General features: G+C 46.6%; 22 protein-coding genes. 12 read left to right on the top strand and 10 right to left on the bottom strand.

The genetic code is table 11. The features are described from left to right. Positions 1 to 158 precede the first annotated feature (158 nt). Positions 159 to 1,148, top strand: a complete 990-nt coding sequence (locus NO352_RS15080; RefSeq protein WP_268622355.1) for a LacI family DNA-binding transcriptional regulator — start codon at positions 159 to 161, stop codon at positions 1,146 to 1,148. A 124-nt stretch (positions 1,149 to 1,272) separates the two neighbouring features. Here the strand turns inward: NO352_RS15080 and NO352_RS15075 are convergent, their stop codons facing one another. From NO352_RS15075 to NO352_RS15055, 5 genes are all read right to left on the bottom strand, one after another. Next, on the bottom strand, positions 1,273 to 2,484 hold the full coding sequence (locus NO352_RS15075) for an MFS transporter (RefSeq protein WP_163977973.1): 1,212 nt from the start codon (positions 2,482 to 2,484) through the stop codon (positions 1,273 to 1,275). A 120-nt stretch (positions 2,485 to 2,604) separates the two neighbouring features. Beyond that, positions 2,605 to 3,684: a Ger(x)C family spore germination protein gene (locus NO352_RS15070; RefSeq protein ID WP_005546019.1), complete on the bottom strand. Its 1,080-nt coding sequence runs from the start codon at positions 3,682 to 3,684 to the stop codon at positions 2,605 to 2,607. A 15-nt stretch (positions 3,685 to 3,699) separates the two neighbouring features. Next, positions 3,700 to 4,053 carry a hypothetical protein gene (locus NO352_RS15065; protein WP_289356029.1) on the bottom strand — a complete coding sequence of 118 codons (354 nt, stop codon included), beginning with the start codon at positions 4,051 to 4,053 and terminating at the stop codon, positions 3,700 to 3,702. After that, positions 4,040 to 4,804, bottom strand: coding sequence for a GerAB/ArcD/ProY family transporter (locus NO352_RS15060; protein WP_289356028.1), 765 nt, complete (start codon positions 4,802 to 4,804; stop codon positions 4,040 to 4,042). The genes NO352_RS15065 and NO352_RS15060 overlap by 14 nt, the downstream gene beginning before the upstream one ends. Further along, a complete protein-coding gene (locus NO352_RS15055; protein ID WP_289356027.1) occupies positions 4,774 to 6,213 on the bottom strand; it encodes a spore germination protein in 1,440 nt (479 codons plus the stop codon). The genes NO352_RS15060 and NO352_RS15055 overlap by 31 nt, the downstream gene beginning before the upstream one ends. Before the next feature lie 277 nt (positions 6,214 to 6,490). Between NO352_RS15055 and hemE the strand changes: the two genes are divergently transcribed. From hemE to NO352_RS15005, 10 genes are all read left to right on the top strand, one after another. Continuing rightward, positions 6,491 to 7,540, top strand: a complete 1,050-nt coding sequence (gene hemE, locus NO352_RS15050) for a uroporphyrinogen decarboxylase (RefSeq protein WP_289356026.1) — start codon at positions 6,491 to 6,493, stop codon at positions 7,538 to 7,540. A 32-nt stretch (positions 7,541 to 7,572) separates the two neighbouring features. Continuing rightward, positions 7,573 to 8,517, top strand: a complete 945-nt coding sequence (gene hemH / locus NO352_RS15045) for a ferrochelatase (protein WP_005546031.1) — start codon at positions 7,573 to 7,575, stop codon at positions 8,515 to 8,517. A 26-nt stretch (positions 8,518 to 8,543) separates the two neighbouring features. Beyond that, on the top strand, positions 8,544 to 10,016 hold the full coding sequence (gene hemG, locus NO352_RS15040) for a protoporphyrinogen oxidase (protein WP_289356025.1): 1,473 nt from the start codon (positions 8,544 to 8,546) through the stop codon (positions 10,014 to 10,016). A gap of 239 nt (positions 10,017 to 10,255) precedes the next feature. Continuing rightward, a complete protein-coding gene (locus NO352_RS15035) occupies positions 10,256 to 11,512 on the top strand; it encodes a CapA family protein (RefSeq protein ID WP_005546033.1) in 1,257 nt (418 codons plus the stop codon). 56 nt (positions 11,513 to 11,568) lie between these two features. Beyond that, positions 11,569 to 12,252: a fumarylacetoacetate hydrolase family protein gene (locus NO352_RS15030; protein WP_289356024.1), complete on the top strand. Its 684-nt coding sequence runs from the start codon at positions 11,569 to 11,571 to the stop codon at positions 12,250 to 12,252. Positions 12,253 to 12,717: 465 nt separating this feature from the next. Continuing rightward, positions 12,718 to 13,254: an antiterminator LoaP gene (gene loaP, locus NO352_RS15025; RefSeq protein ID WP_005546035.1), complete on the top strand. Its 537-nt coding sequence runs from the start codon at positions 12,718 to 12,720 to the stop codon at positions 13,252 to 13,254. Positions 13,255 to 13,984: 730 nt separating this feature from the next. Beyond that, positions 13,985 to 14,854, top strand: a complete 870-nt coding sequence (locus NO352_RS15020; RefSeq protein ID WP_268622343.1) for a DUF92 domain-containing protein — start codon at positions 13,985 to 13,987, stop codon at positions 14,852 to 14,854. Between the two features lie 119 nt (positions 14,855 to 14,973). Further along, on the top strand, positions 14,974 to 15,555 hold the full coding sequence (locus NO352_RS15015) for a TetR/AcrR family transcriptional regulator (protein WP_268622341.1): 582 nt from the start codon (positions 14,974 to 14,976) through the stop codon (positions 15,553 to 15,555). A 272-nt stretch (positions 15,556 to 15,827) separates the two neighbouring features. Further along, positions 15,828 to 17,756 carry an ABC-F family ATP-binding cassette domain-containing protein gene (locus NO352_RS15010; RefSeq protein WP_289356022.1) on the top strand — a complete coding sequence of 643 codons (1,929 nt, stop codon included), beginning with the start codon at positions 15,828 to 15,830 and terminating at the stop codon, positions 17,754 to 17,756. Between the two features lie 47 nt (positions 17,757 to 17,803). Next, on the top strand, positions 17,804 to 18,367 hold the full coding sequence (locus NO352_RS15005; RefSeq protein ID WP_268598833.1) for an STM3941 family protein: 564 nt from the start codon (positions 17,804 to 17,806) through the stop codon (positions 18,365 to 18,367). Positions 18,368 to 18,535: 168 nt separating this feature from the next. On the opposite strand, the gene NO352_RS15000 is transcribed toward NO352_RS15005, so the two are convergent. The 3 genes from NO352_RS15000 to NO352_RS14990 all read right to left on the bottom strand — a co-directional run bounded on the left by NO352_RS15000 (position 18,536) and on the right by NO352_RS14990 (position 21,204). Beyond that, entirely contained in the window at positions 18,536 to 19,549 is a 1,014-nt protein-coding gene (locus NO352_RS15000; RefSeq protein ID WP_289356021.1) for an acrylyl-CoA reductase family protein, read from the bottom strand. 122 nt (positions 19,550 to 19,671) lie between these two features. Continuing rightward, positions 19,672 to 20,757, bottom strand: coding sequence for a M42 family metallopeptidase (locus NO352_RS14995; protein WP_289356020.1), 1,086 nt, complete (start codon positions 20,755 to 20,757; stop codon positions 19,672 to 19,674). A 66-nt stretch (positions 20,758 to 20,823) separates the two neighbouring features. Further along, complete coding sequence (locus NO352_RS14990) at positions 20,824 to 21,204, bottom strand: LapA family protein (protein WP_005546047.1); 381 nt, start codon at positions 21,202 to 21,204, stop codon at positions 20,824 to 20,826. A gap of 186 nt (positions 21,205 to 21,390) precedes the next feature. On the opposite strand from NO352_RS14990, the gene NO352_RS14985 reads away from it, so the two are divergent. Beyond that, on the top strand, positions 21,391 to 22,992 hold the full coding sequence (locus NO352_RS14985) for an FAD-dependent oxidoreductase (protein WP_289356019.1): 1,602 nt from the start codon (positions 21,391 to 21,393) through the stop codon (positions 22,990 to 22,992). 114 nt (positions 22,993 to 23,106) lie between these two features. Here the strand turns inward: NO352_RS14985 and pepF are convergent, their stop codons facing one another. Both pepF and NO352_RS14975 read right to left on the bottom strand, forming a co-directional pair. After that, complete coding sequence (pepF, locus tag NO352_RS14980; protein WP_289356059.1) at positions 23,107 to 24,897, bottom strand: oligoendopeptidase F; 1,791 nt, start codon at positions 24,895 to 24,897, stop codon at positions 23,107 to 23,109. 285 nt (positions 24,898 to 25,182) lie between these two features. Further along, positions 25,183 to 25,365 carry a hypothetical protein gene (locus NO352_RS14975; protein WP_040735799.1) on the bottom strand — a complete coding sequence of 61 codons (183 nt, stop codon included), beginning with the start codon at positions 25,363 to 25,365 and terminating at the stop codon, positions 25,183 to 25,185. Positions 25,366 to 25,375: the final 10 nt, after the last annotated feature.

The following is a 25,375-nucleotide window of genomic DNA, read 5'->3' as shown; positions in this document are numbered from 1 at the left end:
TCCGTGTGGTGCATCAGGTTACGCCAGCAGGTAACGGCTACAGTCATAACGTATCAGATGAAATGCTTTTCATAGCAAGAGCTTTTTTACTTTTTTTCAGACATCGGTTACCATACGGTATAATGAAGAAGCATTGGATGAATAGGGGGATCGCGATAATGGCGAATATTAAGCAGATTGCGGAGCTGTCCGGTGTATCTGTCACCACGGTATCCCGTGTGCTGAATAATCATCCTTATGTGAGTCAAGAAAAGCGGAAGGCCGTCATGCGGGTTGTCGAGCAGCTCGATTACACGCAAAACTTCAATGCGGTGCATTTGGTTAAGGGGAGAACCCAGCTTATCGGCATTCTTCTTCCTTGTATGGATATGCCGTTTTTCTCAAGCTTCATGACGGGATTGGCAGAAGAAGCGCTGCGACATAAATATAATCTTGTATTTTTTCAAACGGACTATAACGCGGAAGAAGAGCTGCGTGCGCTCCATATGCTGAAGCAGAGACAAATTGACGGACTGATTATTGTTTCGAAGGACTTGTCATGGGATACGGTTGAGGAATACACGCGCTACGGACCCATTGTATCCTTAGAGCATGCCGGCAATCGTCCGATAACTTCGATAAGCTTTGATTACTATGGAAGCTACAGCTATGCCATGCGCTATCTCATCGAGAAGGGACATCGTCGTATCGGGATATCGGTATGTAGAGAATATAGCTATAATAGTTCGATTCGCTTGCAAGCTTATGTGGATGCCCTCCGTGATATTGGCGTAACCCCTGAGGAGAACTGGATGTTCTATCGGAGCAGCAACATCCAGCATGGAGCGGAGCTGCTCCAGAGATGGATTGCAATGGAAAATCGTCCAACCGCTATCATTGCTTCTGGCGATGAAGTTGCAGCTGGAATGATATTGGAGGGACGGAAGCAAGAAATTCATGTCCCAGAGCATCTATCCTTAATCAGTTGCGAGAATTTCCCGATGGCTTCAGTTATCGGGGTGACTTCAATTGATTATCGCAATGAAGAAGCTGGAGCTGCTATGTTTCAGGCGTGCTTTACACGAATTATGAATCCTGAAGCAGTGCCCGAACAGCGAATTATGCGATTTGAGTTCGTAGAGCGGAGCTCAGTCGCGGATATCAAATAGGACAAGACCCAGGGATGCCCTGGGTCTTGTTCATGATGTGCTCATTACTTCTGATGATGTAGTCGGCAAAATGTATTTGTGACCATGATCTCTTGATGGTGTGGAACACGTGATTTCATTGGCACTACGGACGGAGTTCTGCACGGTTGCTGCCGTACAACGAGAAGCGAGTCCACAACGTATTAAGGAGCAGCAATACTCCTGACATAATAAAAATTCCTTCGATACCGATAACGCCCGAAAGCAATCCGCCGACAATCGGTCCAACCATGTTGCCCAGCGCTAAGGTGCTGCTGTTGAAGCTGTAAGCACGGCTTTCCATACCGTCAGGCGTAAATTTGCGGATAAGCGAATTAACGGAAGGAAGGAGTCCTCCCATGAAGATTCCGAGTGCAAACCGAACAGCGGCAAGCTGCCATACTTGCGTGACGAAGGCTTGTGGGATTAAGCAGCAGGCTGCACCGACTAGGCAAATGGTTAAGATGCGATGCGATCCGATTTTGTCGCTGATTTTGCCGAGTATCGGTGAACAGATCATATTAGACAATCCGGTCACTGCGCTTACGACTCCGGCTAGCAATGCCAGACCCTGCTGTGATCCATGGAGCTCCTGTACATACAGCGGCAATAACGACATGGGACTTAGCATGGCGAATTGCAGCAGGAAGGTAACAGCCAACAACGACTTCAATTGCGGGATGCGGGCCAATTCCTTGAAACCCTGCAGTACAGACATCTCAGACGTTTTGCTTACCTTCTCACGATCGAAGGACTCTTTCACCATGAACATTGTCAGCATGGTTGCCAGAAATAGGAGCGTTCCTGTGATGTAGAAAATAGGACGGTATCCGACCAAGTCGGCCAACACGCCGCCCATTAGTGGCCCCAAAATCGAGCCTGCAACGACCCCGGATTGAAGAACTCCCATCGCGAAGCCCATTCGTTCTTTGGGCGTCGTTGACGATACTAGCGCAACGGCAGCAGGGTTGAATCCGGAAATGGTTCCGTTCAGCATGCGCAGCAGCAATAGATGCCAAGGCGTCTGCGCTAACCCCATTAATGCGGTAACTGCCGCCATTCCGAATCCCGAGCGAAGCAGCATGACCTTGCGCCCGTATTTGTCAGCGAATTTCCCCCATATCGGCTGGAAAATAAATGAGGTGAAGAAATTCGCCGCAAATATGAATCCTGACCAGAGCGCGATTTGATGCGTATCGGTCAGTCCGATATCATGCTGCAAATATAAAGCAAGAAACGGGGTAACCATGGTCATTCCTGCCATGGCAAGAAATGAACCGAACCATAAAATGATGAGATTTAATTTCCATTGCTGCATATCTCTTGTTCACCACTTTCTTCGGTCACGGTCCGTCCGATGTGCCAGCAACTGGTACCAGTATACCATATTGTACTATAACAATGTTGTCATATTGGAAGGCAGTGATGCCAAGCATTGCTACACCTCATTGATTTTGCTGTACGTTACAATACAGCGAATGTTGGACTTCGCAAATCGTTCTGGCCATTCCTCGCCTTTATAAGCAGGATAACCGATCTTATTGCGTACATGTGCACCGATCCCGAGACAATCTGTCTTTTGCTCCTGAAGGAAGCGAATGACCTGCTCGTACTTGCGCTGCAACTGCTTGGTAATGTTGGAGGAGGTACCAACATTATTGTTGCCAAGCTCGTTCAATGATGAGGTGGTGGCTCCCTTGATGGACAGTGTGATTTCCACCTCTGGATAGGGATCCGTTCGGATAACGCGGATTTTCCGTTTGACTTGAGCATTTTCAATAATAAGCGGTTGTTGTTTGTTCATCCGTTCCTCTGGAATATACAGGAGCGCCGTCATTCGGTTGCTTCGTAAAGTGAGCATGAAATTGACATCCTCCTCGGGCAGGGTCGCGACCCAGCTTCCGTTCCGAAACAATGCCATTCCGTGAATTCGAACATCGTTTTTATTAAAACTGGCAATGGAGCAGACAGGCTCAATCCCATCATCGAGATCGTCTCGAATAAAGTTGAAGAGTGAAGATAGGGTCAAGTTTTTATTTTTATGAAGCTTCATCAGCAATTGATACAGGGCGAGGTTCAACTCCCCCTTGGGCGCTTGGAAAATGCCGCTGGCCTTGCCTTTCACCATAAGCAGGTTGGAGGTCAAAGGGAACTTCGAGTCATAGACAAGATGACGGATGGCATTTACCGGTTGCCTCGCGACCTCTTCCCCGAACAAAATGTTGCGCAGTTGTCCAACCACGAGTTGGGATTGTGTCTGCAGATTGAAATGATTCATAGCCCCCTGGAAATCTGGCGCCTCCAGGATCGAATGCCAGATGAGTGTCTTGTTGCCACTAGACTCTTGCGGAAAGCTGATGCCGTATTTGAATGGGTGTTTCTCCCCAACATCGACCGTAATGGTTTGAATGAAACCTGCCTCATTCACAATAATCTTTTGCTGGCATCCGGTTATAGCGATAATGGAGATGATCCATACTCCGGTTAAGAAGAGCTTTCGAATGGATGTATCCTTCATGACACAACCTCCTGTTCACGTTTGCGGGCAGGCGGATTCTTGTATGGACGTATCTTCGCGCTTAGCGGCCGATTGCTGATCAGCATGGACTGGGAGAATCCAATACAGACTAATGAGGATCAGAATGAGTATCCAGTCTCCATATGCGACAAACTCGCTTATCTTGCCAAATTGCTCAACAGTGATGGAAGCAAGCAGCGGTATTGAGCATAATACGCAAAGAAGTACAAAAACAGGCGCTTTGGGTGCTTGATGCCGAATATGCATGACAGCTTGCGAAGCACTCCATATGTACAAGGAAGCAGAGATAACGGCAGAGAACATCATGAAGATGAACAGCAGGTCGGTAATATTCTCAAGCGCTGTCAATCTGGAGCCTCCGTACAGCCGCAGAACCGGGTAAAGGATCGTGCTGCATGCCTTGAACAAGCAAACAGTACATCAAGTAGTAGGCGGCAGCGATTCCGTTGAACAAGAGTACAGTGCGGAACCATTTCGTCTTTTTGTCCAATAGCGGAGCCAACATCATCAATAGCTCAAAACCAAAAAAAGAGCTCATGATTTCTGAGATGCCGGCTGCCGTTGGATGGGCTTGATAAAAGAAAAAGGGTGTAAGCCGAGTGAATTGGAAATCATTGAATTGCAGCAGCTCAAGGCCAATTGACCAGAATGTCAAAAACAAAAAAACGATAGAGGACTTCGCCATTGTGTAGGGGCCTAGCCATGCACAGTACAAAGCTGTTCCTAAAATGATAATGCTCAGCGTATGAATGTTTACTGAGGTATCATTTGTATACTGAAACACCAGCGTATAGGAATGTATCACGGTATATACAATCCCGATGAACTGAATGCCAATGAAGCTGAGGAGAGGAACAGCTGCATATGCCGGAAGTCTCTCCGATATGAGTTGTGGAATAGACTGAAATCCATGTCTTCGCATCCCGTAATACATCACAATAATGTGGATCAGTGAAAGAATATAAAAAACAGGGATCATAACCCAACTGTTGGTGCCAAATTGCTGTGCCATAACATTGGGCAATTGAAAAAACAAAGCTCCCCGTTGTGTCATATAAATGAGGATACCTACTCCCCAAGCTTTGTATGTTGGTGACAAGGCCGCACCTCCGATGTCATCTCTTGATGGGTTCCGACGGTTATATTTGTCGACGGATGCGTTACCGATTGAGGCACTCGGTTTTGTTTTAAAAACAGATAAAAAGGCACATCATCGATGTAGATATACTCCCGATTGATACTTCGTAAATGGCATAAATGCATAATAAATACAATCAAAAACAACATGAGCCCAAAGTAACCGAGAAATCCGGCTAACAATATCGACATGAAGCGAAGCAGGCGCAACGAAGTTTCCATGGTATAGTTCGGCACGATAAAGGAGGAAAGCGCTCCTGCAGCTACAGATACGATGAGCACATTCCCTGCTAATCCAGCCTGTACGACTGCTTGTCCGATGACGAGACCGCCTACGATGCCGATCGTTTGTCCAATCTTCGTTGGAAGCCGAACCCCTGCCTCGCGCAGCAACTCAATGACGAACTCCATCAGCAGCGCTTCGATCATGGGATCGAATGGAACAGAGGAACGAGAGCTCACAATGGTTTTCAGCAAGGTGGCCGGAATGAATTGATAGTGATACGTAGTGACGGCTACGTAAAATGCACTGAACATAATAGAAAGCATAAAGGCTGCTAATCGAAGCAAGCGGATAAAAATACTGAAATGCCATCTTTCATACATATCCCCTGTTGAAGCGAAAAACTCCAAAAAACGGGCAGGGGCAACCATTGCAGAAGGGCTGTTATCTGTAATAAGCGCTATTTTGCCCAGTGTAAGAAGGTGAACAACTGCGTCAGGCCGTTCTGTGTCATACCACTGTGGAAAGATGGAGAACGGCGAATTCTCCAAATATTTTGCTACTGTATTTCCGTCCAGCACTTCATCGATATGGAGAAGCTGAATCCGACGGTTAATCTCATCAAGTGCCGATGCATCGACTTTTTCTTCTAAGTAAACGAGGTACACAAATTGAGAGTAGCTGTCTCCTACATCTACTTTTTTTACTTTAAGATCCGTGGTTCGAAGTCGCCGGCGCAAGAGTGACACATTGGTGCTCCAGCCTTCTGTGAAGGCGTCATGCGGTCCGGTTATTAACGTTTCTTTTTCAGTTGCTTCTACTGATCTGGTGGATCCGCTCCCAGATGACACGGTATACAGTTTCGAACGATACACTGCGCCGATGCGGCCTTTCAAGATATCAGTAATGAAGCTGCGTTCACTCGCGGCTGGACTAGGCTCCTGGATAGCTTGCCAAGTGGATAGCATGCGCATTATGCTCACATCAGTCGGGTTATCTTCGAAGAATGACGTGACAATTTGTTGGAATTGGGCTCCGTCCAACAGGTGATCGAAATAATAAAGGGTCACCTCTCCGTCAGCATAGGAGCGTACGGTTAAGTCATCGCATTCGCGAAATGAATGTGTAAGCTGCTGTTGCAAATCCATGATGCGCGAAATCCTCCTGTTTGTCCCTAATCCATGAGCATATGATGCGCAACATCATAAATTTTATGATGGGGTTTGAACAATATAAGGGCGCATTATCGGCAAAGAAGCGGGTTGTATGATAAAATGTCAAAGTCTGCTCATTTTTGGACTTGGATTGTCAACAGATTGTCATAGCTTCTGCAGATGGTCTGGTTGTGGTCGTTCTGGAAAACGGGCATAATGGAAGCGTTAGGTTGTAACAAATTGCACAATACCGTTCGTTTGGAGGGTATATATGACTTATAATGATCGTTTTATACGTGCATGCCGCAAGGAGCCGGTCGATCGGCTTCCGGTATGGTACATGCGCCAGGCGGGGCGCTATGATCCGGAATATCGCAAGATTAAAGAGAAATACAGCTTGCTTGAAATATGCCGTCAGCCTGAATTGGCTGCGGAAGTGACGATGATGCCGGTGAAGAAGCTGGGCGTCGATGCAGCTATTTTATATTCAGACATCATGAATCCTGTTGCGTCGATTGGAATCGACTTTGATATTGTCGCTCAGGTTGGCCCAGTGATTCATAATCCAATCCGCACGGCGAAGGATGTTGAACGCTTGAAGCCGGTTGATCCAGAAGGGGATTTAGCACATATTCTAGAAACCATTCGGATACTGGATTCTGAATTAAACGTACCGCTGATTACGTTTGCGGGAGCTCCATTTACGATTGCCAGCTATCTGATTGAGGGGCGTCCATCGAAATCTTATATACGTACGAAAACGATGATGTACGAAGCGCCAGAGGTATGGTTCGCACTTATGGACAAGCTCGGCGATATGGTCATCCGTTATGTTCGCGCTCAAATTGCGAACGGCGGGAAAGCGTTCCAATTGTTCGATAGCTGGGTTGGATCGCTGTCTCCACGTGATTACGTAAGATATGTTCTCCCTGTGATCGAGCGGATTTATGATGAGCTGTCTGATCTCGGTGTGCCGAGCATTTACTTCCCAGGAGTTAGCTCAGGCGAGCTGCTTCCGTATCTGCATGTCTTGAAGGCCGATGTGATAGGACTGGATTGGCGGGTGTCTATCGCAGAAGGACGGAAGCGTCTAGAGGGCAAATATGCAGTTCAGGGCAATCTTGATCCATTTGTACTTACTGGTCCTATGGACATTATCCAACGTGAAGCGGCTCATATTATAGATGAAGGTGTGAAGGAGCCTGGATATATTTTTAATCTAGGACATGGACTATTCCCAGAGGCATCGCTGGATAAATTGAAGCAGTTGACGGAATTCGTTCATGCCTATTCATCAGAGGCAATTGCTTCCCGCAAATAAAGGCTTAGCAGCAATCTTGATGGAGGTGGCGCATGAGTAAGAGAAAAGTAGGCGTTCTCGTCATGTCCTATGGGACACCATGCAGTATGGAAGAAATCGAGCCGTACTACACGCATATTCGCAGAGGGAACCCTCCTTCTGCCGAGCAATTGGCGGAATTAAAAGAGCGCTATGAAGCGATTGTAGGTGGAGTATTTCCACTTCGCGAAAATACAGATCGTCAAGTTGCAGGGCTGCAGCATACCTTGGATCGTTTAACCGCAGGTATGGATGTGCAGTATGTGTGTTACCAAGGTCTGAAGCATGCTCAGCCATATATTGAAGACGGCGTGGCGGCAATGGCGAAGGATGGAATAACGGAAGCAGTCAGCATTGTGCTCGCTCCGCATTATTCTGTGATGAGCGTTGGCGGCTATAATAAGCGTGCTCAGGAAGAAGCGGCTAAGCATGGCATTCAGATGAAATGCGTCAACAGCTATCACCTGCATCCGGAGCTTATAGATGCGCTGGCTAAGCGTGTAAATGAGCAGCTGGAAGCCTTCGTGACTGAGGGAGCGGTGCGTGGTGAGGTTGAGGTGCTATTTAGTGCACATAGCTTGCCGGCGCGCATATTGGAAATGAATGATCCTTATCCGGACGAACTGAATGCTACGGCAGCAGCTGTAGCCAAGCAGTGCGGGTTAAAGGGCGGACAATGGCGCTTCACTTGGCAAAGTGCGGGCCAAACTGCAATGCCATGGCTCGGCCCAGATATTTTAGATACATTAGCTGCAGTTGCAGAAGAAGGCGCGAAATGGGTACTGTCTGCTCCAATCGGGTTCGTGTCGGATCATTTGGAGGTTTTATATGACTTGGACATTGAAGCACTTCGCACTGCAGAGCAATTGCAAATCGGCTTCAAGCGTATACGGATGTTGAATGACGATCCACAATATATGTTGGTGTTGGCCGACACGATTATGAAGTTGGATCAATAGGGAGCTAGAGAAAGAAGGGGCGTAACATGAAATGTTCGCGGGATCTGGTCATCATCGGCGGGGGGATAACGGGGTTGTCCGCCGCTTACTATGCAGCGAAGAAAGCGGAGGAGAACGGACAGACGCTGAGGATTGCTATCATTGAGCAAACCTCTCGGCTAGGCGGCAAGATTGAAACCTTGCGCAAAGACGGGTGCGTCATCGAGAAGGGGCCTGATTCCTTTCTCGCCCGCAAGATGCCGATGATCGATTTAGCGCGCGATCTCGGACTGGAATCGGAGCTTGTAGCAACGAATCCACATGCCAAGAAGACATACATTGTAAGAAGAGGTGTCATGCATCGCATGCCTCCGGGACTGATTCTCGGAATTCCTACCGAGCTGGCTCCATTCGCGAAGACAGGGCTTATTTCGGTCATGGGCAAGCTGCGTGCATTAATGGATTTATTCAAGAAGCCGCGCATGTCGACCGAGGATGAATCGCTGGGCTCATTTTTAGAACGGCGATTAGGTCATGAAGTTATGGAGCATATTGCTGAGCCGCTGCTGGCTGGGATTTACGCAGGAGATATGAGCAAGCTAAGCCTGCAGCAAACATTTCCGCAATTTGCAGAAGTGGAACGAAAATATGGAAGCTTGATAAAAGGGATGATTGCAAACCGCAAGGCGGGGCAGTCTTTGCCCGGATTGCCGGACGTTGCGCGGGGTTCAACCTTTTTGACTTTCCGCAGCGGTTTGACCTCTCTTGTTGAACGTTTGGACGATGTACTGCGAGAAGCGAATGTAGACATTGAACTAGGTGTTGGAGCAGAACGATTCGAGAAGCTGGCAGATGGAGGGTATCGTATTTATCTCGATAATGGCAATACGATGGAGACGCCATCCATTGTGGTGACCACGCCTTCTTATCACGCCTCCACTTTCTTGAATGATCATGTGGACACCTCTGGATTGGAAGCAATCGAGCATGTGTCGGTTGCCAATGTAGTCAGTGTGTTTGAGAGGAGCGTAGTGACGAAGCCGCTAGATGGAACGGGCTTCCTTATCTCGCGGAAAGAGAAGCGGGCCATTACGGCATGTACGTGGACATCGATCAAGTGGCCGCATACGTCAAGAGGGGACAAGCTTATCGTCCGCTGCTATATTGGGCGCGCAGGCGATGAGGAGCGGGTCGAATGGCCGGATGAGGCGCTTAAGCGCACGGTTCGCAATGAATTGCGGGATCTTATGGGCGTTACCGCTGAGCCTGAGTTCGTAGAGATCACGAGACTGAAGCGCTCGATGCCGCAGTATCCTATTGGTCATGTGCAGGCCATTCAGCGACTGCGTGAGCAAGTCGGCAAGGAGCTTCCGGGTATATATCTCGCAGGTCAGCCGTATGAAGGGGTTGGCATGCCGGATTGTATCCGCAGCGGTCGAATTGCTGGCGAACAGTCCATTGCATTTTTGGCAGACATGTGTTCGGCAGAAGAAGATAAAAGTGGAACATTCGCAGGATAATCCCCTACCATTTCTTGCAGATAAAGTGAAGCATCATGATGAGTTGAGGCAAACCGTGATGTTGAATTCAATGACTTGAAGAAGAGGCCGTGCTCGGACACGGCCTCTTTTTTGTATGAACTTGTTTGGAAAATTGTGCAAAAGCTTCTTTGCCCACGTTATTGTTCACTTGTTATAATGGAAGCAGCGTATATTTCTACCGAGCAAGCATACCAAAATAATGATAAGAAGGAGAGCCTATGGAGTTATCGAGAACGGAACGACACAAGCAGCGGCGCGAGCAGCAACAGCAGCGGAAACGCAAAGCAGTATGGATATACGTTGTATTCGGAATTATCGTTATTTCAGCAGCGTTATTTGCTTGGCAGGGGAAGTTGTTTGATTTAGGCGGGACAGAAGCCAAGGATGGAATAACGGCTCCTGCAGGAGATAAGTCAGCCGTAGGAGATCAAGAACAGAACGGAGAGGGCGCGAACGACTCTAAGGGTACTAAAGATGCAACGGATGCAAATGACGGGACAACTGTTCCAGAAAACAAGAAGGAGGCCACGGTTCGCTTGACGTTCGTCGGCGATATGATGATGTCAGGTCGAGTCGAGGATGTAGTCAAGGAGAAGGGATATGATTTCCCTTATTATTATGCGAAGTCTCTGCTACAGGATGCGGATCTTGCGATTGGGAATCTGGAGACGCCCTTGACTATAGGCGGAAAGCCAGCAGACAATAAGCTGTTTGTGTATAAGTCCTCCCCGAAGATGGCCCAGGTAATGGCTGATGCTGGAATCGACATCGTCAACTTGGCGAACAACCACTCGATGGATCAAGGTGAAGAAGGGCTTTTGGATACATTCCAAGCATTGAAAGCAGCAAATGTCAGCTACATAGGAGCCGGGAAGAATTCAAAGGAAGCTTATACGCCGTTAATCGTAGAGCGCAATGGGATTAAGCTGGCATTTTTAGGTTTGAGTCGGGTTATTCCCGATGATAGCTGGTATGCGTGGAAAAACAAGCCTGGAGTAGCGACTACCTATGAAGGAACGAAGGAGCGGGCGGCAGAAGCGATTAAGGCAGCGAAGAAGGAAGCTGATATTGTTGTCGTCATTGCGCATTGGGGAGAAGAACGGACAGATGAACCAAATGCGAAGCAGAAGGAGCTGGCGAAGCTGTTCGTGGATTCCGGCGCCGATCTCATCGTTGGCGGACATCCACATGTCGTACAAGGTTTTGAACAGCAGCAGGACAGTTGGATTGCTTACAGTATGGGCAACTTTATTTTCACGCAAGCGGAAAATCCGAAAACGTGGGAGACAATGGCGCTTCAAGCAGAATGTAAGAAGGACGGCAAGTGTGAGCTTAAAATGACACCGTACTTCACAGATGTAGGACAAGCAATCCCGTTAGAGGGTGAGCGAGGACAAAAAGTAATGAAGCGACTACAGGAAATATCGTCAGGCATCCACATTGATCAAAATGGAAACATACGCAAAAAGCAATAATTCATACGTAATCATACTGACAGGAAGATACCGAACAATTGATGGGGGAGAAAGGTATGAATCCACATTTGAGAACGCAAAGCTTGGATAAAAATAATCATTCCTTCATTCGAAATGTATATTGCATAGGCCGCAATTATCGTCTGCATGCTGCTGAGCTTGGCAACGAAGTTCCTCAGGAGCCGATGGTTTTCATGAAGCCCTCTCACGCGGTTGCGCATATTTCAGAGATGATCGATCTGCCGCTTCCGCTTCATCTTGGATCCGTACATCATGAAATCGAGCTTGTGCTTCGAATCGGGAAGCCTGTTCAGAAGGGAATGACCGCTGACGAGGTTGTTGATGCCTACGCCTTAGGAATTGATTTTACGCTGCGTGATGTACAGGATATGCTCAAGCATAAGGGGCATCCTTGGATGGCTGCAAAAGGAGTCTTGAATTCTGCGCCGATTACGTCTTTCCGTCCTTTTCCGGGAACAGAGGCATTGTTGCATTCACCATTTAGCCTGCTTAACAATGGCAAGGAAGTGCAATCAGGTTCGGCGCATGATATGATCTTCTCATTTGATACGCTTATTACCTATATTGCCGATCATTATGGGCTTGGGGTAGGAGATCTGGTGTTTACTGGAACGCCTGCAGGTGTGGGAGCTGTACAGGTTAATGACGAGCTGTCGCTCATAATGGATGGTGAAATGCTTGGCGGATGCCGCATATGTGCTATGGAAAAGGTCATTTAAACGATTGTGGATGTTACCTCGATTTGTTGAAAATAGCATGGACAAAAACCATATTTAGTTTCATTTCTTTAAGCCCGTTTTCGGGCTTTTTTATTATATTTGGGAGAATAACATGATATTTTTTTACGATTAAAAGAAGGATTCGACAATATCTTGGATAATATTTAATTTATATAGAAAAGGAGGAGATTGCATGAATGTTTGCAAGATTGAAGAGCAAATGAATACATAAAGATGTAGTTACATTAACTACGCCTCGAGTAATTTCCAGCAACGACACCGCAGAATAATATCAACAAACTTCACTAATGAGCTCTCTTACGAACTAGACATCTAGATATCATATGTGTTGAGTTATCGATTTCGCAAATAGAACGTCTTATCTGTGTCCTTCATTTTGGAGGAGATTCGTGCAAATACCGTCATGATAAATTTAGGATTTCATATGTTGTGAGGGGGCTAAAAATGAAATGGTATGCATTAAGTGTTGAAACGGGCTGTGAAGAGACTGTTCGATCAATTATACGGCGTGATTTTGATCCGTCCATATTACATGCGATTGTACCTAAGCGAAGATTATGTGAAAAAAAACAAGGCCATATTCATTATGTTGTCAAAACGATGTTTCCCGGTTATCTTCTCATACGAACTACGATGAATACAAAAACCTACTACAAGCTTCGAGAGGTACCGAAGGTCTACAGTATTCTTAATAATTTTCAAATACAACATAAGATATATAAAAACGATGATATTGTTTCTATTTCTAACATTCCTGAAGAAGAAGTCTCTATGTTATTTCAATTGCTTGATAGAAATCATATTATCAATTTATCGGGTGCAATCGTCATAAATTCACGAGTTCAAGTAAAATGTGGCCCACTAAAGGGGATGGAAGGAATTATTCGGAAAGTGGACAAACGGAAAAATCGTGCTAAAATCTCATTAAGTTTTCTTGGATGTGAAAAGCTTATCGATGTAGGAATAGAAATACTTCAATAATAGGTCGATTTTTAATCAAAGGGTAATGTCATTTCTGTTTTTTTTAAAATAATATGTTTATATCGTAAATTTATAGACATTATATAAATATGGAAAATGTCATTCCCCCTTCAATTGGGGAATGACATTTTATACGCGTGAAGATCAGCATAATATTTTATATATTTGTCAATCTATGAAGCAAAGAATTGTTGAAAAAGGGCAGTCCGCGATCCCCTTTTGTTTCCAGATGCCATACGTAATTTGGAACGAGAAGGAGAGCATCTTATTTAGATCTAAGCCCCTCTGGATCTCTCATCAATGTCGTGAAGCGGATCGCATCTGGGCATGTTTCTCCAAGTTGGCGGGACTACCGTTGTTCTCGATACGGTGAAGCAAAAAATAATCTTTATTCTCTACTATCATTTTTACATCCTCGTATAAGAAAATACCCCAAGATTTGCGATCCTCGTCATATTTGACCGAGGTACGCCTTCTCATTTCCTGGTACCAGGGGAAAAGGTTCAAAACTATTATCGAGCTGCTTCGCTTTCTTTAATAGGTCTCCCAAGCATTGTTCATTGGCATGCACTCCTCCTAACATATACTTTATTCACTTAGAGTACTACTATATACTATTTTTACATAGATTTATTACCTAGCTTCTAGCTTATCGGGGATTTGGAAAATAAGGAATATTATTAGGTTCGTTGTGGTAAAATTGGGCACGGACGAAAGGAGGAGAGCCACAATGCTTGCAAGGTGGATAGAAATGATAGATAGCTTAAATCCGTGGCTGATTGGCTTTGTAGGAAGTGCTGTCGTTGCGGGAGCTGCACTTTGGAAGCGTGCCTTGACACGATCCGGGGCAGCAGCCGCTGTGGTCATGGGAACGATTTATTATGGAAGCGGCAACTTAGTCTGGTTTGGGTTGCTGCTTGCCTTTTTCATCACGTCAACTTTCTGGTCGAAATGGAAAAAACGGAAAAAATCCCACCTTGATCATATTTATGAAAAAACAGGTGAACGCGATGCCGGTCAGGTATTTGCAAATGGCGGGATTGGCATGCTGCTTTGTATGGCGAATGCAATATGGCCAAGCTCTGTATGGCTGTGGCTGTTCATCGGGGTGATGGCGACAGTCAATGCGGATACATGGGCAACGGAAATTGGCAGTTTGAGCAAGCGGCTGCCTCGCTCACTGCTGAACGGGAAGCAGGTAGCGGCTGGTACGTCAGGGGCGATATCGCCGCTTGGCACGTCCGCTTCAGTGGCGGGTGCACTTACGATAGGCTTTGCGGCAGTCGGTTTGATGGTGCTGCAGGATTTAGTAGCAACTCATCCGGCAGGTGACGGATTGAACTGGACCACTCTCCTTATTGTGATCGTTGCTGCGACAATTGGCGGAACAGCGGGAGCATTGTTTGATTCCCTGTTGGGCGCCACTGTGCAGGCAGGGTATCAATGCAGAACTTGTGGAGTATCCACAGAGCGGTTGTTGCACTGTGCAGCAGCGACGAATCATATTCGCGGCCTCGCTTGGTTAAATAATGATCGTGTCAACTTGCTTGCTTCATGTATCGGCGGAATTGTCTCACTTCTTGTCGCTCTGCTTCTGTAGTCGGAAAGAGAGCTTGAATTGTCACGCAATTGAAATCGACAACATTCCTGACTCATGTTATAGTCGAAGCAGAATGTTAGTCTATTTGTTGGGCAGCAGTGTACAAGGAGGTGAACCGAGTGAGTTATGGACAGAGTGACAAGCAGCAGCTAATTATGAACGCAGCTTATGAACTCTTCGGTTCTAATGGTTTTTATGAAACGAAAATGTCGGAAATAGCTGACAAGGCTGGCATAGCCAAAGGAACGCTATATTTATATTTCGAGAGCAAAGAGCAGCTATTTGCGGCTATAATTATGCGCAGCTTCGAGCAGTTTCTGCAGGAGCTGGATCAAGGGCTTCTTGAGCGTGACACCTTCGAAGGAAGTCTTACCTTCATAGCTGAACATCATTTGGAGCATTATTACAAGCGCAGGGAATATACGAAGCTGTTCTTCAAGGCGCCGAATAAGGATCCGGAAATGATGGGAGCGCTGTGCAATTTCATGCAAAGCTATGTGCAGCGGATTGCAAGTACAATGGAGAACTTTGATCTACCAGATCCCCTACTTCACGCCAAATCCTTTATCGGGATGCTTGATATGCTCAAGATGGACATTTTATTTGATCCGACATTCTCCATTCATGATTTGCGGCGGCGAATTCAATTCGCATCCGAATTATTTCAGAATGGATGTAAGCACGGCATGCCGCTCTCTTAGCTGCATGAATGTTTTATTCAGAAGGGGAACCGATACAATGGTTCTCCTTTTTCGATGATGGGAGGTGGAAACTAGGGGGCACAATAGTGGCCCCTTCGTTCTTTTGCAGTTTGTCTTCACCTGAATGGACAAGAACTGTGCATATAAGCTATCGTCTATTGTCAATGAAATGTTATGATAAGGAATAGGTAATGAAGTAGATTGGAGATGCAGTTGGATTGCGCTGCAACTTCGTTATAGATGGGTTGAGCTTGATTGGAGGAACGGAAATCATGCATGTAATGACGATCGAACAATTAGGTAAAAGTTATGGGGATAAAACGCTGTTTAAAGATGTATCATTTGGCATCGAAGAGGGAGATCGTTTCGGTATCGTAGGCGTGAATGGTACAGGTAAATCTACGTTCCTTCGTACGATTATGGGCTTGGAGCCAATAGAAGAAGGCAAGATTATGGTTGGAAACCGCGTTCGCGTGCAATATGTGCCGCAGGAGCCGGAATATGATCCTAACGCTACTGTTTTGGATCAGGTGATGGGCGGGGATGCTCCTGAAATGGTTGCCATTCGAACATATACCGAGAGCTTGGAATCGGCCGCAGCTCATCCCGATGATGAGCAAGTCCAGCAAAGACTTGTACGAGCTAGCGATGATATGGATCGTCTTCAGGCTTGGCAGCTCGAGAGCGATGCCAAGACAATTCTGTCCAAACTTGGCATTCATCGCTTTGACGCCCGTATGGGTGATTTGTCAGGCGGTCAGCGCAAGCGTGTAGCGCTTGCCTCAGCACTGATTCACCCTTCGGATTTGCTGATGTTGGATGAACCGACGAACCATATCGATAATGATACTGTAGCATGGCTGGAGACATTGCTCCAAAAGCGCAGTGGTGCATTAATCATGATTACGCACGATCGCTACTTCCTGGATCGCGTAGCCAATCGTATGATCGAGCTGGATCAAGGTCGCGCTTACTTCTATGAAGCCAATTATACGCGCTTCTTAGAGTTAAAAGCAGATCGGGAGGCGCGTGAAGCTGCGTCAGAGGATAAGCGTCAGAATTTGCTGCGAAATGAGCTGGCTTGGATTCGGCGCGGGGCACAAGCAAGATCAACGAAACAAAAGGCGCGGATTCAACGCTTCGAGGAATTGCAGGCAAATAACCCGCTTGCAAAAAATGGACAAGTGGAAATCTCCGCAATGTCTGCACGCCTAGGAAAGAAAATTATGGAACTGGACGCTCTTGGATGCTCGATTGATGGTCGTGAGCTGTTCAGGGATCTTAGCTATATTACTGTACCGGAGGATCGCATAGGTATCATTGGGCCGAACGGGAGCGGAAAATCGACACTGCTTCGTGTCATTGCAGGCATGCGCGAGCCGCAACAAGGAACCATCGTGTTAGGGCCAACGGTTCGCATTGGATTTTTCACACAGGAACATGAAGAAATGGATGAGTCGCTCCGTGTCATTGAGTATATACGCGAGGGAGCAGAAACCGTTCAGACTGCTGAAGGGCATACAGTAACGGCTGCACAAATGCTGGAGCGCTTCATGTTCAGCCCAACGATGCAGTGGACTTTGATTGGCAAGCTGTCAGGCGGAGAGAAACGGCGGCTTCAGTTGCTTCGAATCTTGATGGAAGCCCCAAATGTTTTGCTGCTTGATGAGCCAACCAATGACCTGGATGTACAGACGCTTGCAGTGCTGGAGCAGTATTTGGATGATTTCCCTGGCGTTGTCATCACGGTATCTCATGATCGTTACTTCTTGGATCGTGTAGCAGAACGTATCTGGTCATTTGAAAATGGTCATGTCAACCAGCATGTCGGCAATTATTCAGAATATATGGAGTGGCAATCCAAGCATGGAAATTCGACAAATTCGGAAAGCAGCGTAACGCAATCCAAGGTAGCGACTGTTGCCACAGAGCCTGGCGGCAAACCAGAACGCAAGCCTAAGCTCAAAATGTCATACAAAGAAGAACGTGAGTATGAACAGATTGAAGAACGCATTATGGAAGCCGAGAGCAATATTGAACGAATCCAGCAGGATATGGAGCAGGCGTTCAATGATTCTGTACGCTTGCAGGAGCTAATGAAGGAAGATGCCGAAGCCCAGAAGCTGTTAGAGCATTTGATGGAGCGATGGACCTATTTAAGTGAGCTTGCCGAGCAAATCGAGGCGGAGAAATCAAAGTAACATTAATGACATATGAGTTGACGTGAAAGGTATGAACGATACTGCTAATGAATAACAGCGATGTGAAGGGAAGCGTTCGTATGATGGGGAAGTATGAACCGGAATCACAAGATATTGTTATTTATCCTAGTAAGCGAAAATTAATCTTATTATGTCTATGTTCTCTCATTTTCATTGCAATTGGAGCAGTACTGTTAGGAACGGATAAAGGGATATATGTAATCCTTGGAGCGATAAGCATTGCATTTTTTGGACTTGGCTGTCTGTACAGCATGTACCGCATGCTCATTCCTAAACCTGCAGTAATCCTGACAGTGGAAGGATTCTATGATCAAGCTTCGCTTGGGGCGGCGGGGAAAGTGTTTTGGTCGGAAGTTGAGGAGATTAAGATTTATGAGATGATGGGGCAGACTTTTCTTGGTGTGAGGGTAGTGAATCCAGATCAGTTCCTAGCTCGCTGCCCAGGATGGAAGCGTTCAGCAATGTCAGCAAATCAGGCATTTGTGGATACACAGATTAACATTCCTAAGATTGGAATACGTGGCTCGATTGAGCAGCTTGCACAGGATATGCATGTGCGCTGGGAGCAAGAGAAACTGAATCAGCACTAATATAAAGAGCAGGAAATCTTACTTGAACTGTACCTCCAATCGCTAGATGGTGTCTAACAATTGGGGGGCAGTTCAACTTGGTTCCTGCTCTTTTTCTATGATTTGCTGCTTATCAAATCATGAATGACGAAAGTGCTTGCTATCTATCTATCCAAAGCCAATACCATTCTACTCATTGTCACCTATCTTTACGATGGCACGACCATGCGATTTGCCATGAAGAAGCTCAGTGACATAGGCAGGGACTTCTGACAACTGCAATTCACGTATCCAATTCGTGGTATCGATGAATGACTTCCACTGTTTTCCGATTCGCGACCATAAACGCATACGATCCTCATTCGAGACGAATACCGAATCGATGCCGTACAAGGTTGCACCTCTCAAAATGAACGGAAAGACAGAAGCAGGTAATGCCCCGCCTGCGGTCATCCCGGCTGCAGCTACAGCTCCGCCATAATGCAGAGAAGACAGGACAGAGGCAAGGATAGCCCCGCCGCATACGTCGATTGCACCTGCCCAGCGCTGCTTATCGAGCGGCCTTGGCCGCTCAGGCAGAAGCTCTCTGCGTGCGACAATGTGCTTGGCGCCAAGCGTATAAAGCAGTTCTTCATATTGTGCCTTGCCTGTTGAGGCGACAACCTCATACCCCAGATTGGCAAGCATGGATACGGCAATAGAACCTACGCCTCCCGTTGCGCCGGTTACGAGAATAGGCCCTTGCTCAGGTGTTATTCCGTGGCGTTCCAAGCGTTCAACGGCGAGTGCAGCCGTTAGACCTGCTGTACCGAAAATCATGGCTTCCCGCAGACTGAGCGAATCTGGTAGCGGAACGATCCACTCGGCAGGGACACGGACAATTTCACTGAGCCCTCCCGTATGGGTCACTCCCAGCCCATAACCCGTTACAAGCACACGCTGGCCTGGCGAGTATCGTTCATCCTCAGACTGCATAACGACACCAGACATATCAATCCCTGGAATGAAGGGATATGACTTAACGATGTTGCCTGTAGGCGAGCAGGCAAGTGCATCTTTGTAGTTTAAACCTGAATAAGCAGTGCGAATTGTTACTGTGCCCGCTGATAGTTGATCCGGTGTACATGGCTGAACTTGTATATCTAATGCTCCGTCTGACTGTTGTTGAATCCATAACGCTGAAAATTGCTGTTGCTGTAGCATCTACCTTCGAGCCTCCCTTCTTATTCACTGTTGCACAAGCTAAGATATGTGGAAGATAGGACAAAATCACTCCCATTAGGGAATAAAGTGATTAACAGCATTAATTATATCTGTTCTTGCTCTTATTCCTCTGTGATGTATGCTGCAATCAAGCGTGCTGTGTTCATAACTGCACGTTGATGAGTGCGTTCCATCGCATGTGAGGCATGAACACCTGGACCAATTAGCGCAGCTCGAATGTTGTTGCCTCCGCGAAGTGCCGCAGATGCATCTGAACCGTAGTGTGGGTAAACATCGACTGCGTGTTCGATCCCTTCACGTTCTGCAAGTGCAATCAGTTGGCCTGTCATCATATAATCATACGGACCGGATGAATCTTTCGCACAAATCGACACGTCTGTTTCTTTACATGACAAATCATCCCCCATAGCACCCATATCAACGGCAAGCAATTCTGTTATTTCCTGGGGAATGAATGACGCTCCATGTCCGATTTCTTCATAATTTGTAATAAAAATGACAATATCATGCATTGGCTGCCAAGCATGGCGTTTCATGCTTTCCAGCAATCCGAATAATGCAGCTACACTAGCCTTATCATCTAGGTGGCGAGACTTAATTAAACCGTTTGGCAGGTGTACGGGACGCGCATCAAAGGAAACGTAATCTCCTGTACGGATGCCAAGCGCTTCGGTATCCTTCTTAGAGTGCACAAGCTCATCAATTCGTACAATCATATTTTTCTCTTCGCGTGCGTATTCTCTTGCATCGCTGTATACGTGAACAGAAGGATGATTCGTCATAATTGTACCTGTATATGTATGACCGCTGCGAGTATGAATTTGGCAGTATTCGTTTTCCATCGAGCCAGACATATACCCGCCAAGGGAAGTTAAGCGCAATGTTCCGTCAGTATGTATCGAACGTACCATAGCTCCGAGTGTGTCTACATGGGCGGATAATCCAATGACTTTTTTCGAGCTGCGATTCGTACCGGCTACCTTAATGACGCCACAGCCTTTTTGCGTCAGCTCAAATGAATATCCTAGCTGTTCTGCTTCATGTCCAATCCGCTTCATAATATGGTGGGTATAGCCTGTCGGACTTGGACTTGATAGCAGTTCCAGCAGGAAGGCTGTTACATAGGTTTCGTCAATTATTGCATGAAATGGTTCAGGTGCGATTGTTGGATATGCAGATGTGGTCATAGGTTACGTTCCTCCTCAAAATCGTTTGTCCGTATATGTATCGTGCATGTGTTGGTGCCATCTTGCTTAATGCTCAGTCTTATTAACGCTGGATGTTGTTGTGAAGCCGGTGAGATCTTCAGTTGAAGGTTCTCCGTTAGGAAGTAAACCTTCTTGGTCACTTAGAGATTCATGGCTCTCTAACATAGATGAGCCCTCCCCAGTAAGCTGCGCAAGCTGAAGCTCCAATTGCTTAATCTTTTTCTGGGAGCGGAACTGTAAGTAAATGCTGTATGAGCCTACAATTACTGCGCCTAGCAGCGTGCAGCCCAAAATAAGTAGAATAAGCGGTACGTCGAATGTGCCGAACAGCAGGTTAACTTGAACTGGATTTACATTGATAACGGCAAATATCGCTGTAATCAGCGCAAAAATGAGCCCTGCCAGCAAGGACCATTGAATTCGCATTGCAGGTAGCCTCCTTACCTTTATTTTATGTATCTAATCTCAGTATAATGTTCGACTTCATTCGCCACAAGTTGAATGGTTTCTCCATTTTAAATTCTTTAATGTGGAATTAATATTCATAATAGAGGGTTGCCATGGTATGATCATGGAAAGGGGTTATTTGGAAATGGTAAGGGAGGGATATTCATGAATATGATGAAGTCAGACGTTGTGATTATCGGCGGCGGACTTGGGGGAACACTGGCAGCGTGGACATTGATCAATCGAGGCCTGCGAGTAATCATGACAGAGGAGACGGACTGGATAGGCGGACAGCTTACAAGTCAGGCTGTTCCACCAGATGAGCATCCATGGATTGAACAAACAGGCTGTACTGCTGCTTACCGAACATTCCGCAATCAAATCCGCAGTCACTATGCTTCATTAGTGAAGCCGGAGCTGCTGCAGGATCGATACGCCTATGACAATACATTCAATCCAGGCAATGGATGGGTGAGCCGGCTATGCCATGAGCCGAATGTAGCACATCATTTATTGCTGTCATGGCTTCGTCCGCATGTAGATGAAGGGCGATTGCAGATTCTGTATCATACGGTACCCATTCATGCGGATACACACGGGGATGCGGTAACGAAGATTGTGGTTCAAAATCGGATTACGCTTGAGAAGTCGGTACTTACAGGCGCTTATTATGTGGATGCAACCGAATGCGGAGATGTGCTGCCATTGGCAGGAATTGAATACGTGGTTGGGGCAGAGTCACGTGCAGTGACAGGGGAGCCTCACGCGTTGGAGGAAGCGGATCCAGCTGATTTGCAAGCGTTTACGGTTGTGATGTCCCTAGAGAAGCTGGATGCGGAGGCTGCTGCGAACAATAAGCCGATCCCTAGACCGGACAGTTACGAACGATGGAGGAGCTTTCATCATGAGGGATCGCCTTATCCACTGCTTAGCTGGTGGGATACGAAGCCAAATGCGACTCATGAATTTCGCAAGTTCATCTGCTTGCCTAACGATGTAGACCCAATGCCCCTATGGACTTATCGCCGTACAATTGATGCCTCGCAGTTCCAGGATGGAATGTATTCTGGAGATTTGTCTTTAATCAACTGGCCGCAAAATGACTACTCGATTGCATCTCCCGTTGAAATGAGCTATGAGGAACGGGATGCGCTTATCGCGGAAGCAAGGCAGTTGAGCTTGTCTCTGCTCTATTGGCTTCAGACAGAGGCGCCTCGTGAGGATGGGGGAGCAGGTTACCCTGAATTTCGTTTATACGGTCCATCTGTCGGTACAGAGGATGGTCTCTCCAAGTCGGCCTATATTCGTGAATCGAGAAGAATCCAAGCGATGTATACGATTACGGAGCAGGATGTCAGTAAAGAGCTTCGCAAAGCGCAGGGCTTGGGCATACGCCGATATGAGGACAGTGTGGGAGTGGGGCACTACTCCATGGATTTACACACAACAACAAAGACTGGAAGAAGCTGCTACATCCCAACAATGCCTTATGAAATACCACTTAGTGCCTTGATCCCTAAGCGGGTAATCAATGTTCTGCCTGCCTGCAAAAATATCGGTACGACCCAGCTTACCAATGGATGTTATCGTCTCCATCCAACCGAATGGAATATAGGAGAGGCAGTCGGCCATCTGATCGCTTATTCCATCGCACAGGGTGTCATTCCACGCAGCGTCTATGAAGATAAGCAGCATTTGAAGGCATATCAATCTGAGCTGGATGCGGCGGGTGTGCAGCGTTGCTGGCCGTTTGACGGGGTGGAGTAACTAGAGTGAAGAATAGTGATGATGCCACCTTTATGGATGCTCATCAATCGACTTTGTAAGACTAAAAAGACGCTCGGCAGTCAAGAAAGCAGACTGTCGAGCGTCTTTTTACATTTATTTTGCAAGCTGCTCCATCTCTTCAATGAGGGATTCAAGCAAGCTCATACCTTCCTCGATTGGCTTAGGTGTGGACATATCAACGCCGGCCTTCTTCAAGATATTAATAGAGAAGTCGCTGCCGCCGCTCTTCAGGAAGCCTGTATAGCGTTCGACTGCCGGTTGTCCTTCTTCGAGAATTTGCTTCGCGAAGCTTTGCGCTGCCGAGAAGCCTGTTGCATATTTGAATACGTAGAAGCTCGTATAGAAATGAGGAATACGCGCCCATTCCATTTCGATATCCTTATCAATGACCATATCATCGCCATAGTACTTTTTGTTCAAGTCATAGTACACGTCACAGAGCAACTGTGGTGTTAACGCTTCGCCTTTTTCTGCACGATCATGGATGATCATTTCGAATTCGGCAAACATCGTCTGACGGAATACCGTTGTACGGAACTGATCGATGTAGTATGCAAGCAGGTACATCTTTTCTTTCTTGTCCGTAGTCTTCTTCAACATGTAGTCCATAAGCAGTGCTTCATTCAGCGTAGACGCAACTTCAGCGAGGAAGATCGTGTATTGTGCATCGCGGTATGGCAAATTATTGTCTGAATGATACGAATGCAATGCATGACCCATTTCATGAGTCAATGTGAACATGCTGTTCAAATTGTCTTTGTGGTTCAACAGCACATAAGGGTGAGTGCCGTATGCGCCCCAGCTGTATGCACCTGTGCGTTTGCCTTCATTTTCGTAAACATCAATCCATGCGTTATCGAATCCTTCTTGAAGCACTTTCAGATAAGATTCGCCAAGCGGTTTCAAGCTTTCTTTCACAGTAGCCTTAGCTTCCTCGAAAGTAATATTCATATCGAACTCTTCGACGACCGGAGCGAACAAGTCATACATATGCAGTTCCTTCACGCCAAGAAGCTGCTTGCGGAGCTTCATATAACGGTGCATAAGCGGCAAATGCTTGTGAATCGTATCAATCAGGTTCGTGTAGACTTCCTTCGGAATGTTATCGCCGTACAAATACATTTCCAATGTGGAAGGGTATTTGCGTGCACGCGAATAGAACAAGTTCTTCTGCACATTTGCATTCAGTGTAGAAGCAATTGTATTGCGTTGCTTGCGATAAGTGCCGTATACACCTTCAAATGCAGCCTTGCGAACCTCGCTGTTGCGGCTTTCAAGGAATTGAATGTAACGGCCATGTGTCAGCTCCACATCGTTGCCCTTTTCATCTTTAATGGTCGGGAATTTCATATCCGCATTATTCAACATGCTGTAAATGGTCTCAGGTGCCTTGGACATGCTTCCGACTTGCGCGAGCAAGGCTTCTTCTTGCTTCGTCAGAACATGTGCTTTTTGACGCTTCATTTCCGTCAAGGTGAAGCGGTATGCAGAGAGCTTCGGATCCTCGATGAAAGCATTCAACTGTTCGTCGGACAAGGACAGCACTTCGGGTGTAATGAAAGAGAGCGCCTCCCCAACCGTTACACTCAACTGCTTTGCCTTCTCTGACAAGGCTTGATATTTAGGCTCTGCCGTATCTTCATGATGGCGCATGCTTGCATACACGTACAGGCGCTCGGTATGTAGGGAAATGTCATCTTCAAGCTCGAAGCAGTTCTTCAGTGCATCAGCCTCAGACAGCTTGCCTTGATATTGCTTCATCTTATCCAAAAGCTGGTTAACTAACGAATACTCTTTATCCCATTCAGCTTGTGAACCGAATAAGTCTTCCAATTTCCAGCGCACATCTTGTGGAACTTCTGAACGTTTCAATACTTGTTGCATATGTACCCTCCTCATGTGTTGATGCTGCGATAATGGCTTAGCTACTGCATGCTTATGACTTGAGGCAGTAGTTGTAGAAGCGGGAAGCAGGCTGGTCGCCGTGATGGCGGTTGTAACCAGTCCGATCACCAATTGGCGTGTTGTGGCCATATTACCCCTCCGTAGGCACTCATAGTGGCTCTCCTATTGGGAGAGCTGCCAATAAATCTGTAGGGTAGTATGACCAGAGCAGCGCCAAACTATCTGCTGCGATCGGCTACGTTTGTTCTGAAAACAAGTCGCAGACTAAGTTCCGAGCGCTAAGAAGGAATATACGATCAGGAAGAAGGCAAAAACGATCATGCACAATGCAGTAATCGCCAAAGGCCTTTGCAGCTTATCAGGCAGCGTATCCCTCTTCCAAATCAGTATGACTCCTAATGAGAATGCGAGCAAAATGAAAATAAGGTTCGTTGATGAAAAATTCATATGCATCCTG

The sequence above is a fragment of the Paenibacillus sp. S-12 genome (assembly GCF_030363895.1).
Taxonomy (GTDB): Bacteria; Bacillota; Bacilli; order Paenibacillales; family Paenibacillaceae; genus Paenibacillus_B; species Paenibacillus_B alvei.
This window is presented reverse-complemented; position numbering and strand designations above follow the sequence as displayed.

Bases quoted from the DNA above. Each gene is read 5' to 3' on its own strand.
- NO352_RS15005 (WP_268598833.1), top strand. From the start codon at position 17,804: ATGAATAACAGCGATGTGAAGGGAAGCGTTCGTATGATGGGGAAGTAT.
- NO352_RS15080 (WP_268622355.1), top strand. From the start codon at position 159: ATGGCGAATATTAAGCAGATTGCGGAGCTGTCCGGTGTATCTGTCACC.
- hemH (WP_005546031.1), top strand. From the start codon at position 7,573: ATGAGTAAGAGAAAAGTAGGCGTTCTCGTCATGTCCTATGGGACACCA.
- NO352_RS15070 (WP_005546019.1), bottom strand. From the start codon at position 3,684: ATGAAGGATACATCCATTCGAAAGCTCTTCTTAACCGGAGTATGGATC.
- NO352_RS15020 (WP_268622343.1), top strand. From the start codon at position 13,985: ATGCTTGCAAGGTGGATAGAAATGATAGATAGCTTAAATCCGTGGCTG.
- NO352_RS15075 (WP_163977973.1), bottom strand. From the start codon at position 2,484: ATGCAGCAATGGAAATTAAATCTCATCATTTTATGGTTCGGTTCATTT.
- hemG (WP_289356025.1), top strand. From the start codon at position 8,544: ATGAAATGTTCGCGGGATCTGGTCATCATCGGCGGGGGGATAACGGGG.
- pepF (WP_289356059.1), bottom strand. From the start codon at position 24,897: ATGCAACAAGTATTGAAACGTTCAGAAGTTCCACAAGATGTGCGCTGG.
- NO352_RS15055 (WP_289356027.1), bottom strand. From the start codon at position 6,213: ATGGATTTGCAACAGCAGCTTACACATTCATTTCGCGAATGCGATGAC.
- loaP (WP_005546035.1), top strand. From the start codon at position 12,718: ATGAAATGGTATGCATTAAGTGTTGAAACGGGCTGTGAAGAGACTGTT.
- NO352_RS15010 (WP_289356022.1), top strand. From the start codon at position 15,828: ATGCATGTAATGACGATCGAACAATTAGGTAAAAGTTATGGGGATAAA.
- NO352_RS14995 (WP_289356020.1), bottom strand. From the start codon at position 20,757: ATGACCACATCTGCATATCCAACAATCGCACCTGAACCATTTCATGCA.
- NO352_RS15030 (WP_289356024.1), top strand. From the start codon at position 11,569: ATGAATCCACATTTGAGAACGCAAAGCTTGGATAAAAATAATCATTCC.
- NO352_RS14990 (WP_005546047.1), bottom strand. From the start codon at position 21,204: ATGCGAATTCAATGGTCCTTGCTGGCAGGGCTCATTTTTGCGCTGATT.
- NO352_RS14975 (WP_040735799.1), bottom strand. From the start codon at position 25,365: ATGAATTTTTCATCAACGAACCTTATTTTCATTTTGCTCGCATTCTCA.
- NO352_RS14985 (WP_289356019.1), top strand. From the start codon at position 21,391: ATGAATATGATGAAGTCAGACGTTGTGATTATCGGCGGCGGACTTGGG.
- hemE (WP_289356026.1), top strand. From the start codon at position 6,491: ATGACTTATAATGATCGTTTTATACGTGCATGCCGCAAGGAGCCGGTC.
- NO352_RS15035 (WP_005546033.1), top strand. From the start codon at position 10,256: ATGGAGTTATCGAGAACGGAACGACACAAGCAGCGGCGCGAGCAGCAA.
- NO352_RS15000 (WP_289356021.1), bottom strand. From the start codon at position 19,549: ATGCTACAGCAACAGCAATTTTCAGCGTTATGGATTCAACAACAGTCA.